A 14168-nucleotide genomic window follows, 5' to 3' on the forward strand; every position below is an offset into this window, starting at 1 on the left:
AATTACAAGGACTCGCCCATGAAAGCGTTCGGCAAAATCCTGGGTCTGGTACTTCTCGGGCTGTTGCTGATCATCGTGGCGGCAGGTTTTGCCCTGACCCACCTCTTCGATCCCAACGACTACAAAGACGAGATCCGCCAGATAGCCCGCGACAAGGCCCACATCGAGCTGACGCTCAATGGCGATATCGGCTGGAGCCTGTTTCCTTGGCTCGGCCTGGAACTGCACGAAGCCAGCGTCGCCACTCTGGCCAAGCCCACCGAACCGTTTGCCGACCTGCAAATGCTCGGCCTGTCGGTGCGCGTGCTGCCGTTGTTGCGTCGCGAAGTGCAGATGAGCGACGTGCGCGTCGAAGGTCTCAACCTGCGCTTGAATCGTGACAAGAACGGCCATGGCAACTGGGAAGACATCGGCAAGGTACCTGTGGCGCCCGGTGCAACCCCACCAGCCAGCCCCGACGCTCCCGCCAGCGAACCGTCCGTAGCCGTGGAAAAACCGGCGCAACCGATTCGCCTCGACATCGACAGCCTGACCGTCAACAACGCCCGCGTTGAATACACCGATGAGCTGACCGGCAAGCAGTTCAGCGCCGAAAGCATTCAGCTGAGCACCGGCCCGGTGCACGATTCGACCAACATTCCGGTCAAGGCCACGGCGTTCCTCGGCACTAATCAGCCTGTGCTGCGCGTGCGCACCGAGCTCAACGGCGAGCTGCGTTTCGAGCGCGCCCTGCAGCGTTACAAGTTCGAAGACCTGAAGCTGACCGGCGAACTGGCCGGCGATCCGCTGCATGGCAAAACCATGACTTTTTCGGCTCAAGGCCAATTGTTGCTCGACAAAGCAGCGAACGTCGCCGAATGGACCGGCATCAAGATTTCCGCCAACCAACTGCGCGCCTTGGGCGAGCTGAAAGCCAACGACCTCGACAAGACGCCGCAAATCAGCGGCGGCATCTCCATCGCGCAGTTCGATCTGGCGAAGTTCGTCGACAGCATCGGCCAGACGCTGCCGGCCATGGGCGAAGGCAGCCTGAGCAAGGTCGAACTGGTCAGCCGCGTCGCTGCAACGCCGACCAGCCTGGCCTTCGACAACATCAACCTGAAACTCGATGACAGCAGTTTGAGCGGTCGAATCGCCGTCGAAGACTTCGCCAAACAGTCACTGCGCGCGATCCTCAAGGCGGACACGTTCAACGTCGACCGTTACCTGCCGCCGAAATCGGCTCAGGCCAACAGCGCCGCGCAAACGCGTCAGGCCGAAGTGGCCAGTACCGAGGCCGGTGCCGTGGCGGGCACCACGCCGCTGCCGGACAAGCCGAGCAAAACCGCCTGGAGCACCGAGCGCCTGCTGCCGGTCGAACGCCTGGCCAAACTCGACGTCAATGCGGATCTGACCTTCGGCCAACTGACCCTCGACAAGCTGCCGATCCAGAACGCCGCCCTCAAGGCGACAGGCCAGGGAGGTTTGCTGACCCTGACCAACTTGAGCGGTGATCTCTACAACGGTAGCTTCGTCGCCAACGGCACGCTCGACGTGCGCCCGAGCGCGCCGGTCTTGAATCTGCAGACCCGGCTCAATCGCGTCCCGGCAGAAAAAATCATCGAAAGCCAGGGCAAAAACCCGCCAGTCAAAGGCCTGGTGACGCTCACCAGCAGCCTGACCGGCAGCGGCAACAGTCAGCAGGCGCTGATCGACACGCTGAACGGCAACGCCAGTTTCGTCATCAATAACGGCGTGCTGCTCAACGCCAACCTTGAGCAGCAACTGTGCAAAGGCATCGCCACCCTGAATCGCAAAACCCTGAGCGGCGAGCCGCGTGGCAAAGACACGCCGTTCGAGGAGCTCAAGGGCAACCTGACCGTACGCAACGGCATCGCCAGCAACCCCGACCTGAAAGTGCGCATCCCGGGCATGACCGTTAACGGTGACGGCGATATCGACCTGCGCGTGCTGGGCATGGATTATCGCGTCGGCATCATCGTCGAGGGCGACACCAGCGCCATGCCGGACCCGGCCTGTCAGGTCGGCGAAAAGTTCGTCGGCGTCGAGTGGCCACTGCGCTGCCGTGGCCCGCTGGAGCTGGGCGCCAAAGCTTGCCGCATCGACAATGATCGTCTCGGTCAGGTCGCGAGCAAAATGGCCGGCAACAAACTCAGCGAGAAAATTGACGAAAAACTGGGCGACAAGGTCAGCCCGGAACTGAAAAACGCACTGAAGGGGCTGTTCAAGCGATGACAGCGGAGCAGTTTTCCACAGCGGTGCTGGACTGGTTCGACCGCCACGGCCGCCACGACTTGCCGTGGCAGCAAGACATCAGCCCGTACCGGGTGTGGGTGTCCGAAATCATGTTGCAGCAGACTCAGGTCAGTACCGTGCTCAATTATTTCGACCGTTTCATGGCCGCATTGCCGACCGTCGGTGCTCTGGCGGACGCGCCGGAAGACGAGGTACTGCACCTGTGGACCGGGCTGGGCTACTACACCCGTGCGCGCAATCTGCAAAAAACCGCGAAGATCGTTGTGAGCCAGTACGGCGGAGAATTTCCGCGTGACGTGGAAAAGCTCACCGAGCTGCCGGGGATTGGCCTGTCCACCGCCGGTGCGATTGCCAGCATCAGCATGGGCCTGCGCGCGCCGATTCTCGATGGCAACGTCAAACGCGTGCTGGCGCGCTTTACCGCGCAGGAAGGCTACCCCGGCGAGCCTAAAGTAGCGAAGCAGCTGTGGGCCAACGCCGAGCGCTTCACCCCGCACGACCGGGTCAACGCCTACACCCAGGCGATGATGGATCTCGGTGCAACGCTGTGCACGCGCAGCAAGCCGAGTTGCCTGCTGTGCCCGCTGGAGCGTGGCTGCGAAGCGCATAGGCTCGGCCTGGAAACCCGTTACCCGATCCCCAAACCACGCAAAGCCATCCCGCAAAAGCGCACGTTGATGCCGATGCTCGCCAACGGCGAAGGTGCGATTTTGCTTTATCGTCGTCCGTCGACAGGCTTGTGGGGCGGCTTGTGGAGTCTGCCGGAACTCGACGGCCTCGACGATCTGCAACACCTGGCCAATCAGCATTCGCTGACCATGGGCGAGCAGCAGGCCCTGCCGAGCCTCGTTCACACTTTCAGCCACTTCCAGTTATCCATCGAGCCCTGGCTGGTTCAGGTACAGGAAGCCAGCCATCACGTGGCCGAGGCCGACTGGCTCTGGTATAACCTCGCCACCCCGCCGCGCCTGGGCCTGGCAGCCCCGGTCAAGACCTTGCTCGAACGCGCGGCCGCCGTCTTGAATGCAGGAGAATCACCATGACCCGCACCGTAATGTGCCGCAAGTACAAAGAACAACTCGAAGGACTGGAACGCGCGCCGTTTCCAGGCGCAAAGGGCCAGGACATCTACGAGAACGTGTCCGCCAAAGCCTGGGGCGACTGGCAGAAACACCAGACCCTGCTGATCAACGAAAAACGCCTGAACATGATGAATGCCGAAGACCGCAAATTTCTTCAGGGCGAAATGGAGAAGTACTTCTCCGGCGAGGAATACGCCAAGGCCGAAGGCTACGTACCGCCCTCGGAGTAACGCTGCAAAATCGGGGGCTGGATCGTAAGCGACGGAATTAATTTAAGAAATTTTTAAAAAGTCGTTGACGTAAATTCGAAAAACCCTTTTAATGCGCCCCGTTGCCCAGATAGCTCAGTCGGTAGAGCAGGGGATTGAAAATCCCCGTGTCGGCGGTTCGATTCCGTCTCTGGGCACCAAATACCGAAAACCCTGAATCGCAAGATTCAGGGTTTTTTTATGCCTGCGATTTGACGGACACTGCTTTGGCATCCCCTTACGGAAGAGGGCAATAACCCATGAACCAGAAACGAACCCGCGTCCCCCTGCCCCATCCGCCGCCTTATCGGCAAAGCCGGCTGAGTTACTGGCTGACCGTTCTCGCCGGCGTGCTGTTCGCTGTCGCTGTTTGCCTTTCGATCTACATGCTCATCGAAAGCTGGATCAGCGGCTCCATCACCACCCACAATCGCGGGCCTCGCAGCACTTATACCCAGGCGTTGCAGCCGCGGCGGTTCTGGTTCGAGTTTGTGTGGCAGAGCTTCTGGACCTTGCTCATGCTGGCCGTTGGCGTGTTCGGGTTGTGGATTTATTGCAAAGTGCGCGAGCCTGCGGGGAAGCCAAAAGCTGAAAGGCGTTCCCGCTGAAGAGGCGCTGCGTTGTCACGCTGCTGACTATTCTCCCCCTCCCTATAAGACACCAGATTGCGCGCCGTACCGCTGCCAACCTCAACGCTGCCGTGACGGGTCACGCCGTTGCGCGCAGAGCAAGTACGAAATGGACTACGGACCGATACCGGCAGTTGCTGGCGCTGTTGGCGAAGGATCTGACGGGGCAGTTCGGGAAAGGGTTTGATGAACGGAATCTGCGATATATGCGCCTCTTCTATCAGGCGTTTCCAATTCGTGACGCACTGCGTCACGAATTGAGCTGGACCCATTACCGCCGTCTGCTACGCGTCGAAAGCGAGAACGCGCGCCTGTGGTACATGAACGAATGTGCCGACCTCAACTGGTCAACCGCGAACAAGCGTTGATGCTCACCCAATCCAATGACTGAACCGGCTGGATTGTTCTTGATCAACGCGGCGACTATGGTTGGCACCTAGCCGCCGAGGTCAAGCGCCATGAGCTGTCAGCACCCATCCGAGCTGGAAGACGCCGAGTTGAGCCAATCTGTTTTAACTGCAGCCGAAGGCACGTCCTTCAAGGAAAACGCTCACGACGGCTATGCACTCGGCGGTTTCACCTGGTGCCACAGATCGCCCGATCCGCAGCGCCCGTTAGTCATCATCAACGCCGCCACTTCGGTACGCTGTCGCCATTACTCGCGTTTCGCGGCCTACCTGTTCGCCAATGGTTTCGATGTGATCACCTACGACTACCGTGGCATCGGCGAATCGCGCCCCGCCGCAATGAAAGGCCTGAATGCTTCGTGGACCGACTGGGGCGCGCTGGATTTCGAAGCGATGCTCAAACGTGCCCAGCGGGAATTTCCCGGTCAGCCGATCGATGTGGTCGGCCACAGCTTCGGCGGGTGCGCGGCCGGTCTGGCCGCATCGGGCAAGGTAATCCGACGGCTGGTTACCGTCGGGGCGCAGTTCGCTTACTGGCGTGATTACGCGCCCGAACTGCGCTGGCGCATGTTCGGCAAATGGCATGTGATGATGCCGCTGCTGACGCTGCTCTGCGGTTATTTCCCCGGCAAGCGCCTCGGCTGGCTGGAAGACACGCCAGCTGGCGTTGTGCACGACTGGAGCACGCCCACCGCGCGTTACGAACATCGCCCGAGTGGACGCGCATTGATGAAAAAGACCGGCGCCCTGCCCTTCGCCAATGTCGGCGCGCAGATCCTTGCCATCAGCCTCAGCGACGATCCCTACGGTACGACTGCGGCCGTTGAACGCCTGCTCGACTACTTCAACAACACCGTAAAAACCCACCTGCGCATCGAGCCGCACGACATCGGCGAACGACAAGTCGGACATTTCGCCTTTTTTCGCAGCGAATACCAAGCCACACTATGGCCCATCGCTCTGACCTGGCTGCAAACCGGCGCACTGGCCGCCGATACACCCGGCCGACAAGTGCCACGCAGCTGAGCCCCTCTCAACGCACGACGGAACACATCATGGCCTCCGCCAACAAACAGCAAAAACGCGCCACCCGGGCCAAAGCCAAGGCCAAGCAAAATCGCACCAAGCGCGCCGAGGCGCCGGTCGAGCTGGATCCGAACGATGACCGCATCGACTTCGAATCGGTGGACCTGACCGAACTGTTCAAGAAAATGATCGACGCCGAGAAGATCAGCCAGCAGGCCTTGTGCACCGCGTTCCTTGAAGACCCACTGCTGGAACTGGTCTATGAACAGGAAGGCGAAGAAGGCGCAATGGATTTCATCCTCGCCGCGCTGATCGAATATCGCCAGTGGTCACAGGAAACCGACGAGGCCGGCGCGCTGGCATGGATCGAGTCCCCGGCTTTCCAGGCAGATTACGTAGCGGCGTCCGATGCGATCGCCGCGCAAACCCAACAGAAGAACTGAGCTCCCATGGCATCCCTGAACAAGCAACAGAAACGCGCCAAACGCGCCAAGGCCAAAGCCAAGCAGATTCGGATGGTCGGGCGCAAACCGCTGGACCAGGACGAAGACCTCGGCCATCTCGCCGAGCCGATTCCCGACTACACCCTGGCGATGTTCAGCAAAATGCGCGACGCCGAAGCCGTCAGCCGCAACGAGATGCTGCTGACGCTGCTGCGCGAACTGGCCTTCATCATCGTCGACCACCCTGAACTGCTCGACATGGAAAACGCCGACAACGAAGGCATGGCCGCTACCCACCTGGCCGCCGACATGCTCATCGACTACCGCATGTGGGCCGACGGCATGACCATCGAACAAGCCCAGGCATGGCTGAGCGAGCCGCAGTTCATCACCGATTTCGGGGTGGCGCTGGATACTTACGGGAAGTCGGTGGATACACCGGAAGAAAAGAGCGAATAAACCCAGCTCATAAACAAAAACGGCCGCTAGTCATCACTGACAGCGGCCGTTTTTTTGTTTGGATGGCTTAGCTACCCTTTGTCCGATGACATTGTATATCCCGTTGACATATCCCAAGCACAACTTATCCTGAGGCCATCACAGGATCAGACCCAGAGGTCAAATATGGAACAGACCACAATTTTCATGAGCAATAGAAGTCAGGCAGTTCGGCTGCCAAAGGCAGTTGCGATGCCCGGCGACGTTAAACGCGTGGAAGTCATTGCGATTGGCAGAACACGCGTCATTACGCCTGCTGGAGAAAGCTGGGATAGCTGGTTTGATGGCGACAGCGTCAGCCCTGATTTCATGGCTGACCGTGAGCAACCCGCTGATCAGGAGCGCGAGTCGTTCTGATGATCAAATACATGCTAGATACAAACATCTGCATCTTCACCATCAAGAACAAACCACAGGTTGTCCGGGAAGCTTTCAATCGACATTCCGGGCAATTGTGCATCAGCGCTATCACGCTTATGGAGCTTATTTATGGTGCTGAAAAGTCCGCGGCCCCGGAAAAGAATCTGGCGATCGTCGAAGGTTTCGTTGCGCGATTGGAAGTCTTGCCTTTCGACAATGACGCAGCCGCACAGACCGGGATGATTCGATCTGAACTTGCGAAAGCGGGAACACCGATTGGGCCGTACGACCAAATGATCGCAGGCCACGCGCGGTCACTTGGACTTATCGGCGTCACGAACAATGTGCGGGAATTTGAACGTGTTTCCGGATTGCGTATTGTGGACTGGGTTCATCCCGACTGAGCAAAGCTCATAAACAAAAACGGCCGCAAGTCATCACTGACAGCGGCCGTTTTACATCACGCGTTACAACTCAGTTCAAAACAACAGCACCACGCTTCTCCAGCTTGCGACGGCGTGACACCAGCAGTCCGGCAGCGACCACCATCAGGCTCAGCAAGCCTGTGGCGAGGATTTCCACGCGGTGAGCTTCCTGGAACAGCATGATGGTCAGCGCGGCGATGATGAAGATGATCACCGCCCAGGTCAGGCCCGGAAACAGCCACATGCTGAAGACGATCTTCTCGCCGCGCGCCATGCGCTGCTTGCGCATACGCAGTTGCGAGAATGCGATCACCAGGTACACCAGCAGGGCGATGGCGCCGGAGCTGGCCAGCAAAAATTCAAACACCGCTGCCGGAGCCACATAGTTGGCGAATGTGCACAGAAATGCTGCGCCGGTGGACAGCATCACCGCCCAGTAAGGCGTACCGCTTTTGTTGGTGCGGGTCGACATGGCTGGGGCATCGCCGCGCTTGCCCAGAGAAAACAGCATCCGCGACGAGGTGTAGAGCGCCGAGTTCAGGCAGCTGGTGACAGCGACCAGAACCACGATGTCGACGATCATCTTGGCGTTGGAAATGCCCATGCGCTCAAGCACAGTCTGGTAGGAGCCAAGGCTGGCCAGCATAGGGTCGTTCCACGGTACCAGCGCTACGACGATGAAGATCGAGACAAGGTAGAACAGGCCGATCCGCCAGATCACCGAGTTCGTGGCCTTGGAAATCTGCTTGCCCGGTTCCTTCGATTCCGCCGCCGCAATGGTGACGATTTCGGTGCCCATGAACGAGAACATGGTGGTCAGGATCGCCCCCAACACCGCGCCCATGCCGTTGGGCAGGAAGCCGCCGCTGTCGAACAGGTGCGAAACGCCGCTGACCTGGCTGGTCGGCAGGAAACCGAAAATAGCCGCGAGACCGAGGCCGATAAATCCAATAATCGCCAACACCTTGATCAGCGCGAACCAGAACTCGAACTCGCCGTAATTCTTCACGCTGAACAGGTTGGTCACGGTCAGCAGCAGGGTGATGACCAACGCAAGGGCCCAGATGTCCACGCCCGGGAACCACGCGTGCAGGATCGTCGCGGCGGCGTTGGCTTCCAACGGAATTACCAATACCCAAAACCACCAGTACAACCAGCCGATGGTGAAACCGGCCCAATGGCCGATGGCACGGTCAGCGTAAGTCGAAAACGAGCCGGTGTCCGGCGAGGCCACGGCCATTTCGCCGAGCATGCGCATCACCAACACCACCAAAGTACCGGCAGCGGCGTAGGCCAGTAGCACGGCCGGGCCGGCGGCAGCGATGGCGTGGCCGGAGCCGACGAACAGACCGGCGCCGATCACACCGGCGATCGACAACATGGTCACATGACGCGGTTTGAGCCCCTGTTCGAGGCCTGTGGAGCTTGGGGTACTGCTCATAGAGACTACCTTTGCAAGGAAAGCGAGTGCATCCGGCCGGTCTGGATTTCCTTCTCGTAAAAAGAATCCAACGGGCTGTTCCTTATTCTGCACGCAATATTTACGCCAAAATGTTTCAAGTCCTTGGCATCGCGGGACTTGCTGGCGATCGCGGCGATCAGCGCAAGTCCTTGAGTTTAATGGCGATTCGCCAGAGCGTTACCCTGCGACTCACTTTGAAGGACGAATCAGTGCACCGGAAACACACAGAAAAAGTGCGAGATGCACAATAAAAGGGCGAATGAGGAACGTTCGGCCGGATAGCGCTTCCAACACCCCGCCAAAGCTGGCAACATCGCGCCTTTTTTTACGCGACACCCACGGGCTTGCACGATCAAACACCCGTTCGGTTGTTGATGGGGCGACAGTCTGCTGTGCCGATGCGACAACCTGCCACATGCCACCCGTTTACCGCTCGTAGCGCTGTTGGCTGCCATTGAAACGCTATGCTAGCTTGGCCGCCTCGCCAGGAAGGCCCGCCAACAGCAGGAGCGCAACATATATGAGGAACGCACATGGCTGAGGCCACGCCCGCGCTTGAAATCCGCAACTTGCACAAACGCTACGGACAGCTTGAGGTGCTCAAAGGTATCTCGCTGACCGCCCGCGACGGCGATGTGATCTCGATCCTCGGTTCCTCCGGTTCCGGCAAGTCCACGTTCCTGCGTTGCATCAACCTGTTGGAAAACCCGCACCAGGGCCAGATCCTGGTGGCCGGTGAAGAACTCAAACTCAAAGCCGCCAAGAATGGCGAACTGGTTGCCGCCGACGGCAAGCAGATCAACCGCCTGCGTTCCGAGATTGGTTTTGTATTTCAAAACTTTAATCTGTGGCCGCACATGAGCGTGCTCGACAACATCATCGAGGCCCCGCGCCGCGTGCTCGGTCAGAGCAAGGCCGAAGCCATCGAAGTCGCCGAAGCCCTGCTGGCCAAGGTCGGCATCGCCGACAAGCGCCACGCCTACCCGGCGCAACTGTCCGGTGGTCAGCAACAACGCGCCGCCATCGCACGTACGCTGGCAATGCAGCCGAAGGTGATCCTGTTCGACGAACCCACCTCGGCGCTTGACCCGGAAATGGTTCAGGAAGTACTTAGTGTCATCCGCGCATTGGCCGAGGAAGGCCGCACCATGCTGCTCGTGACCCACGAAATGGGCTTTGCCCGTCAGGTCTCCAGCGAAGTGGTGTTCCTTCACCAGGGCCTGGTAGAAGAGCAAGGATCGCCACAGCAGGTGTTCGACAACCCGCTTTCGGCGCGCTGCAAACAATTCATGTCCAGCAACCGCTAACGGAGCAACATGCATGCAGAACTATAAAAAGGTCTTCCTGGCCGCAGCCGTCACCCTCGCATTCAGCGCCGGTGCCATGGCTGAAACCCTGAAGATGGGCATCGAAGCGGCTTACCCGCCGTTCAACAACAAAGACGCCAGCGGCAACGTGGTCGGCTTCGACAAGGAAATCGGCGACGCCCTGTGCGCGAAGATGAAAGTCGAGTGCACCGTGGTCACCTCCGACTGGGACGGCATTATCCCGGCCTTGAACGCGAAGAAGTTCGACTTCCTGATTTCCTCGATGTCGATCACCGACGAGCGCAAGGGCGCGGTGGATTTCACCGACCCGTACTACTCGAACAAGCTGCAATTCATCGCGCCGAAGGACAAAGAGTTCAAGACCGACAAGGACTCGCTCAAAGGCAAAGTGATCGGCGCCCAGCGCGCGACCCTCGCCGGTACCTTCATGGAAGACAACATGCCGGACGTCGAAGTGAAACTCTACGACACCCAGGAAAACGCTTATCTGGACCTGACTTCCGGTCGTCTCGACGGCATCCTGGCTGACAAGTACGTCAACTACGAGTGGCTGAAAAGCGACGCCGGCAAAGCCTACGAATTCAAGGGCGACCCGGTGGAAGAAAGCGACAAGATTGGCATCGCTGTACGAAAAGGCGACCCGATCCGCGCGAAGCTGAACGCTGCACTGAAGGAAATCGTCGCTGACGGTACCTACAAGAAAATCAACGACAAGTACTTCCCGTTCAGCATCTATTGATCTGACCTGCGGGACCGGCGCCGGGATCTGACGGCGCCGCTCCCGGCCTTGCCTGCCCGATTTGAACAGAAATCCATGATTATCGACCTCTACGGATTCGGCCCGGCGCTCGCCGCTGGCGCGCTGATGACCGTCAAACTGGCTCTCACGGCATTGTGCCTGGGGCTGGTACTCGGTCTGCTCGGCGCCTTGGCCAAGACTTCCCCATACAAGCCGCTGCAATGGCTTGGCGGCTTTTACTCCACCCTGGTGCGCGGCATCCCGGAATTGCTCTGGGTGCTGTTGATCTACTTCGGTACGGTCAACCTCATGCGCACGCTCGGTGAGTTTTTCGGCAATCCCGAATTGGAACTCAGCGCCTTCACCGCCGGCGTCATCGCCCTGGGCCTGTGCTTCGGCGCCTACGCGACGGAAGTGTTTCGCGGCGCAATCCTTGCCATTCCAAAGGGTCATAGTGAGGCTGGCGTGGCACTGGGCCTGTCGAAATGGCGGATCTTCACCCGTTTGATCATGCCGCAGATGTGGCGCATCGCCCTGCCGGGACTGGGCAATCTGTTCATGATCCTGATGAAGGACACCGCACTGGTTTCGGTCATCGGCCTGGAAGAAATCATGCGTCACGCGCAAATCGGCGTGACCGTGTCGAAACAGCCGTTCACCTTCTATATGGTCGCCGCGCTCATGTACCTGGGCCTGACGGTGCTGGCCATGACCGGCATGCACTTCCTGGAAAAACGCGCCGCACGCGGCTTCGCAAGGAGCGCCCAATGAACTGGGAAGTCATCATCAAATGGCTGCCAAAACTGGCCCAAGGTGCGACCCTGACCCTGGAACTGGTGGCCATCGCCGTGATTGCCGGCTTGCTGCTGGCCATACCGCTGGGCATCGCGCGCTCTTCTAAGCTGTGGTACGTGCGCGCTTTGCCCTACGCCTACATCTTCTTTTTCCGTGGCACACCGTTACTGGTTCAGCTGTTTCTGGTCTATTACGGACTGGCGCAGTTCGACGCGATCCGTAACAGCGCGATGTGGCCGTACCTGCGCGATCCGTTCTGGTGCGCCACGGCGACCATGACGCTGCACACCGCGGCCTACATCGCCGAGATCCTGCGCGGCGCGATCCAGGCCATTCCGCCTGGCGAAATCGAGGCCGCACGGGCCTTGGGCATGTCCAAACCCAAAGCGATGTTCTACATCATCCTGCCGCGCGCGGCGCGCATCGGCCTGCCCGCCTACAGCAACGAAGTGATCCTGATGCTCAAGGCCAGCGCCCTGGCCAGTACCGTGACCCTGCTGGAACTGACCGGCATGGCCCGCACGATCATTGCCCGCACCTATTTGCCGGTGGAGATCTTCTTTGCCGCCGGTGTGTTTTATCTGGTGATGGCTTACGTGCTGGTGCGCGGCTTCAAGCTGCTGGAGCGCTGGCTGCGCGTCGATGCCTGCCAAGGCCGCTGAAACTGCCCACGTGCTGACGGGCGAGGAACTACTCGCCCGCTTCACAGCGCTGAATGCTTTTTTGGTTGAGCATCAGGCGCTGTGGAAACCCCGGCCTTTTACGCATCTGCAACTTCCCTGGGAAGCGTCCTACCCGGAGTTGGCCTTATGGCTACGTAGGCGATCGCTGGAACAGGCGGAAAACGTTCACAACCAACCTACTGAACTTGCCGATGCGCCAGAGCCATTCGCTTCACTGGCGCTGTTGTCGGCTGAACTGAGTTCGGTAGGCGAATTGCCGACGCATGCGCTTGAAGTCGCCACCCATCGTTTGAATGTCGATGTGCCGGGCCGCAAGTGGCAACAAATCGAGGCGTTCGCCAGTCGTTTGCCATTCGCCTCGCCGTCGACCCACTGGCTGGACTGGTGCTCAGGCAAGGGCCACCTCGGGCGACGGTTGCTGAGTGAAAGGCAGCAACTGACCTGCATCGAATACGACCCTGCGTTGGTCGCCAGCGGCCAGGCGTTGAGTCAGCGTCATCATTTGTATGCGCTGCATATCGAGCAAGATGTGCTCGCCGAAAACGCTTCAGACGTATTGAACGCAGCTCATACCCCAGTCGCCCTCCACGCATGCGGTGACCTGCATGTACGGCTGATGCAGCTGGCCAGCGCAGCCGGATGCAAGCAAATGGCGATCGCCCCGTGCTGCTACAACCGTATCAGCCGCGACGAATATCAAGCGTTATCCTCGGCCGGCCGGCGATCGGTCCTACAGCTATCGCTGGAAGATCTGGCTCTGCCCATGAGCGAAACCGTCACCGCCGGTGCAAGAGTCCGACGTCAGCGCGACACCTCCATGGCCCGACGCCTGGCCTTCGATTTGCTGCAACGAGAATTGCGCGGCATCGACGAGTACCTGCCCACCCCGTCGCTGCCGAGTGCGTGGCTGGATAAGCCGTTCGCCGATTACTGTCAGGAACTGGCAGCGCTGAAAGACCTACCCACGGTCGGTTCGCCAGACTGGAAAGCGCTGGAAGCCGCCGGCTGGCAGCGTCTGGCCGAAGTCCGCAATCTGGAGCTGCTACGCGGACTTTTCCGACGACCACTGGAGCTCTGGCTAAACCTCGATCGCGCACTTTTCCTCGCCGAGCAGTGCTACGACGTGCGCCTGGGCACCTTCTGCGAAACACCGCTCACACCGCGCAACTTGATGCTCTTGGCCGAACGCCAATAATCAACCGGCGAGCTGTGGATAACTCTGTTGATGAAATATTGCTGGATCCAATATCTACGCCTGTTTGACTGCGTTTTCACCCCTGGTCATTTTTTGTACACCCTGATAAAAAACCGCCAAAACAGGGATTTGCGAACAAAATGAGAATGGCTCCGAAAAAACAGGCCTAAGCGACACGTCGAGCCATCGAGTTGTGCATAAGCCACCAATCGAAACGCCATAACGGCCCTATTTTCGGCGCAAACGCGCGCACGGACTCGCGGCACTTCATTAGCAGCAGGCCCTCCCGTATTGTCATTTTCATCGCCAGCTCGCCCCGCCCAGCCGCCCGCCTAGAAGGCGATTCAACACGCGCTTAAAAATAGTCTGAATTCAGGGGTTTACAGAACCATCCGAGTCGCTATAATCGTCGCCCACACGCCGGTATAGCTCAGTTGGTAGAGCAACTGACTTGTAATCAGTAGGTCCCGGGTTCGACTCCTGGTGCCGGCACCATACAAAACAAAGCCCCTGCAGAAATGCAGGGGCTTTGTTGTTTCTGGGGTGTTTATATTTTTGGCAGCGTTTCTGCTTCAGTAGAAATAGCGCCTCT

At 59.2% G+C, this 14168-nt stretch carries 16 protein-coding genes, 2 tRNA genes and 1 pseudogene; 18 read left to right on the forward strand and 1 reads right to left on the reverse strand.

All coding sequences use genetic code 11. From position 1 onward, the window contains the following. Positions 1 to 18: 18 nt before the first annotated feature. The 11 genes and pseudogenes from HU727_RS19135 to vapC all read left to right on the forward strand — a co-directional run bounded on the left by HU727_RS19135 (position 19) and on the right by vapC (position 7353). Complete coding sequence (locus HU727_RS19135) at positions 19 to 2235, forward strand: AsmA family protein (RefSeq protein WP_186533785.1); 2217 nt, start codon at positions 19 to 21, stop codon at positions 2233 to 2235. Further along, complete coding sequence (gene mutY / locus HU727_RS19140; protein ID WP_186533786.1) at positions 2232 to 3299, forward strand: A/G-specific adenine glycosylase; 1068 nt, start codon at positions 2232 to 2234, stop codon at positions 3297 to 3299. Before HU727_RS19135 ends, mutY begins: the two co-directional genes overlap by 4 nt. Next, positions 3296 to 3568 (forward strand): oxidative damage protection protein, encoded by a 273-nt coding sequence (locus tag HU727_RS19145; RefSeq protein ID WP_186533787.1) that lies wholly within the window; start codon positions 3296 to 3298, stop codon positions 3566 to 3568. The genes mutY and HU727_RS19145 overlap by 4 nt, the downstream gene beginning before the upstream one ends. Before the next feature lie 103 nt (positions 3569 to 3671). Beyond that, positions 3672 to 3747, forward strand: a tRNA-Phe gene (locus HU727_RS19150). Between the two features lie 99 nt (positions 3748 to 3846). Further along, positions 3847 to 4194, forward strand: a complete 348-nt coding sequence (locus HU727_RS19155) for a hypothetical protein (RefSeq protein WP_186533788.1) — start codon at positions 3847 to 3849, stop codon at positions 4192 to 4194. A gap of 149 nt (positions 4195 to 4343) precedes the next feature. Then, positions 4344 to 4568, forward strand: a pseudogene (locus HU727_RS25875) (DUF1016 N-terminal domain-containing protein); the annotation flags it as partial. A 105-nt stretch (positions 4569 to 4673) separates the two neighbouring features. Next, the gene (locus HU727_RS19165; protein ID WP_186533789.1) at positions 4674 to 5648 is read left to right on the forward strand and encodes an alpha/beta hydrolase family protein; all 975 of its coding nucleotides are present in this window, start codon (positions 4674 to 4676) and stop codon (positions 5646 to 5648) included. 29 nt (positions 5649 to 5677) lie between these two features. Next, positions 5678 to 6091: a hypothetical protein gene (locus HU727_RS19170; protein WP_008080543.1), complete on the forward strand. Its 414-nt coding sequence runs from the start codon at positions 5678 to 5680 to the stop codon at positions 6089 to 6091. Positions 6092 to 6097: 6 nt separating this feature from the next. Then, a complete protein-coding gene (locus HU727_RS19175; RefSeq protein ID WP_186533790.1) occupies positions 6098 to 6550 on the forward strand; it encodes a hypothetical protein in 453 nt (150 codons plus the stop codon). Between the two features lie 165 nt (positions 6551 to 6715). Beyond that, positions 6716 to 6946: a type II toxin-antitoxin system VapB family antitoxin gene (gene vapB, locus HU727_RS19180; protein WP_103485283.1), complete on the forward strand. Its 231-nt coding sequence runs from the start codon at positions 6716 to 6718 to the stop codon at positions 6944 to 6946. Beyond that, positions 6946 to 7353: a type II toxin-antitoxin system tRNA(fMet)-specific endonuclease VapC gene (gene vapC / locus HU727_RS19185; protein ID WP_186533791.1), complete on the forward strand. Its 408-nt coding sequence runs from the start codon at positions 6946 to 6948 to the stop codon at positions 7351 to 7353. Before vapB ends, vapC begins: the two co-directional genes overlap by 1 nt. A 70-nt stretch (positions 7354 to 7423) precedes the next feature. Here the strand turns inward: vapC and gabP are convergent, their stop codons facing one another. After that, positions 7424 to 8815: a GABA permease gene (gabP, locus tag HU727_RS19190; RefSeq protein ID WP_186533792.1), complete on the reverse strand. Its 1392-nt coding sequence runs from the start codon at positions 8813 to 8815 to the stop codon at positions 7424 to 7426. A 26-nt stretch (positions 8816 to 8841) separates the two neighbouring features. Here gabP and HU727_RS19195 point away from each other — a divergent pair, with 26 nt between their 5' ends. From HU727_RS19195 to HU727_RS19225, 7 genes are all read left to right on the forward strand, one after another. Then, positions 8842 to 9087 carry a hypothetical protein gene (locus HU727_RS19195; RefSeq protein ID WP_186533793.1) on the forward strand — a complete coding sequence of 82 codons (246 nt, stop codon included), beginning with the start codon at positions 8842 to 8844 and terminating at the stop codon, positions 9085 to 9087. Positions 9088 to 9369: 282 nt separating this feature from the next. Next, positions 9370 to 10143: an ABC transporter ATP-binding protein gene (locus tag HU727_RS19200; protein ID WP_186533794.1), complete on the forward strand. Its 774-nt coding sequence runs from the start codon at positions 9370 to 9372 to the stop codon at positions 10141 to 10143. A gap of 13 nt (positions 10144 to 10156) precedes the next feature. Continuing rightward, positions 10157 to 10903 (forward strand): ABC transporter substrate-binding protein, encoded by a 747-nt coding sequence (locus HU727_RS19205; protein WP_186533795.1) that lies wholly within the window; start codon positions 10157 to 10159, stop codon positions 10901 to 10903. A gap of 75 nt (positions 10904 to 10978) precedes the next feature. Next, positions 10979 to 11674: an ABC transporter permease gene (locus HU727_RS19210; RefSeq protein WP_186533796.1), complete on the forward strand. Its 696-nt coding sequence runs from the start codon at positions 10979 to 10981 to the stop codon at positions 11672 to 11674. Next, positions 11671 to 12360 (forward strand): ABC transporter permease, encoded by a 690-nt coding sequence (locus HU727_RS19215; protein ID WP_186533797.1) that lies wholly within the window; start codon positions 11671 to 11673, stop codon positions 12358 to 12360. The genes HU727_RS19210 and HU727_RS19215 overlap by 4 nt, the downstream gene beginning before the upstream one ends. Then, positions 12341 to 13576, forward strand: a complete 1236-nt coding sequence (locus tag HU727_RS19220; protein ID WP_186533798.1) for a methyltransferase — start codon at positions 12341 to 12343, stop codon at positions 13574 to 13576. Before HU727_RS19215 ends, HU727_RS19220 begins: the two co-directional genes overlap by 20 nt. Positions 13577 to 13995: 419 nt before the next feature. Further along, positions 13996 to 14071, forward strand: a tRNA-Thr gene (locus HU727_RS19225). Positions 14072 to 14168 lie beyond the last annotated feature (97 nt).

This window comes from Pseudomonas khorasanensis (assembly GCF_014268505.2).
Classification (GTDB): Bacteria; Pseudomonadota; Gammaproteobacteria; order Pseudomonadales; family Pseudomonadaceae; genus Aquipseudomonas; species Aquipseudomonas khorasanensis.

Excerpts from the sequence above, each read along its gene's own strand:
- HU727_RS19135 (WP_186533785.1), top strand. The coding sequence starts at position 19 with ATGAAAGCGTTCGGCAAAATCCTGGGTCTGGTACTTCTCGGGCTGTTG.
- mutY (WP_186533786.1), top strand. The coding sequence starts at position 2,232 with ATGACAGCGGAGCAGTTTTCCACAGCGGTGCTGGACTGGTTCGACCGC.
- HU727_RS19145 (WP_186533787.1), top strand. The coding sequence starts at position 3,296 with ATGACCCGCACCGTAATGTGCCGCAAGTACAAAGAACAACTCGAAGGA.
- HU727_RS19155 (WP_186533788.1), top strand. The coding sequence starts at position 3,847 with ATGAACCAGAAACGAACCCGCGTCCCCCTGCCCCATCCGCCGCCTTAT.
- HU727_RS19165 (WP_186533789.1), top strand. The coding sequence starts at position 4,674 with ATGAGCTGTCAGCACCCATCCGAGCTGGAAGACGCCGAGTTGAGCCAA.
- HU727_RS19170 (WP_008080543.1), top strand. The coding sequence starts at position 5,678 with ATGGCCTCCGCCAACAAACAGCAAAAACGCGCCACCCGGGCCAAAGCC.
- HU727_RS19175 (WP_186533790.1), top strand. The coding sequence starts at position 6,098 with ATGGCATCCCTGAACAAGCAACAGAAACGCGCCAAACGCGCCAAGGCC.
- vapB (WP_103485283.1), top strand. The coding sequence starts at position 6,716 with ATGGAACAGACCACAATTTTCATGAGCAATAGAAGTCAGGCAGTTCGG.
- vapC (WP_186533791.1), top strand. The coding sequence starts at position 6,946 with ATGATCAAATACATGCTAGATACAAACATCTGCATCTTCACCATCAAG.
- gabP (WP_186533792.1), bottom strand. The coding sequence starts at position 8,815 with ATGAGCAGTACCCCAAGCTCCACAGGCCTCGAACAGGGGCTCAAACCG.
- HU727_RS19200 (WP_186533794.1), top strand. The coding sequence starts at position 9,370 with ATGGCTGAGGCCACGCCCGCGCTTGAAATCCGCAACTTGCACAAACGC.
- HU727_RS19205 (WP_186533795.1), top strand. The coding sequence starts at position 10,157 with ATGCAGAACTATAAAAAGGTCTTCCTGGCCGCAGCCGTCACCCTCGCA.
- HU727_RS19210 (WP_186533796.1), top strand. The coding sequence starts at position 10,979 with ATGATTATCGACCTCTACGGATTCGGCCCGGCGCTCGCCGCTGGCGCG.
- HU727_RS19215 (WP_186533797.1), top strand. The coding sequence starts at position 11,671 with ATGAACTGGGAAGTCATCATCAAATGGCTGCCAAAACTGGCCCAAGGT.
- HU727_RS19220 (WP_186533798.1), top strand. The coding sequence starts at position 12,341 with ATGCCTGCCAAGGCCGCTGAAACTGCCCACGTGCTGACGGGCGAGGAA.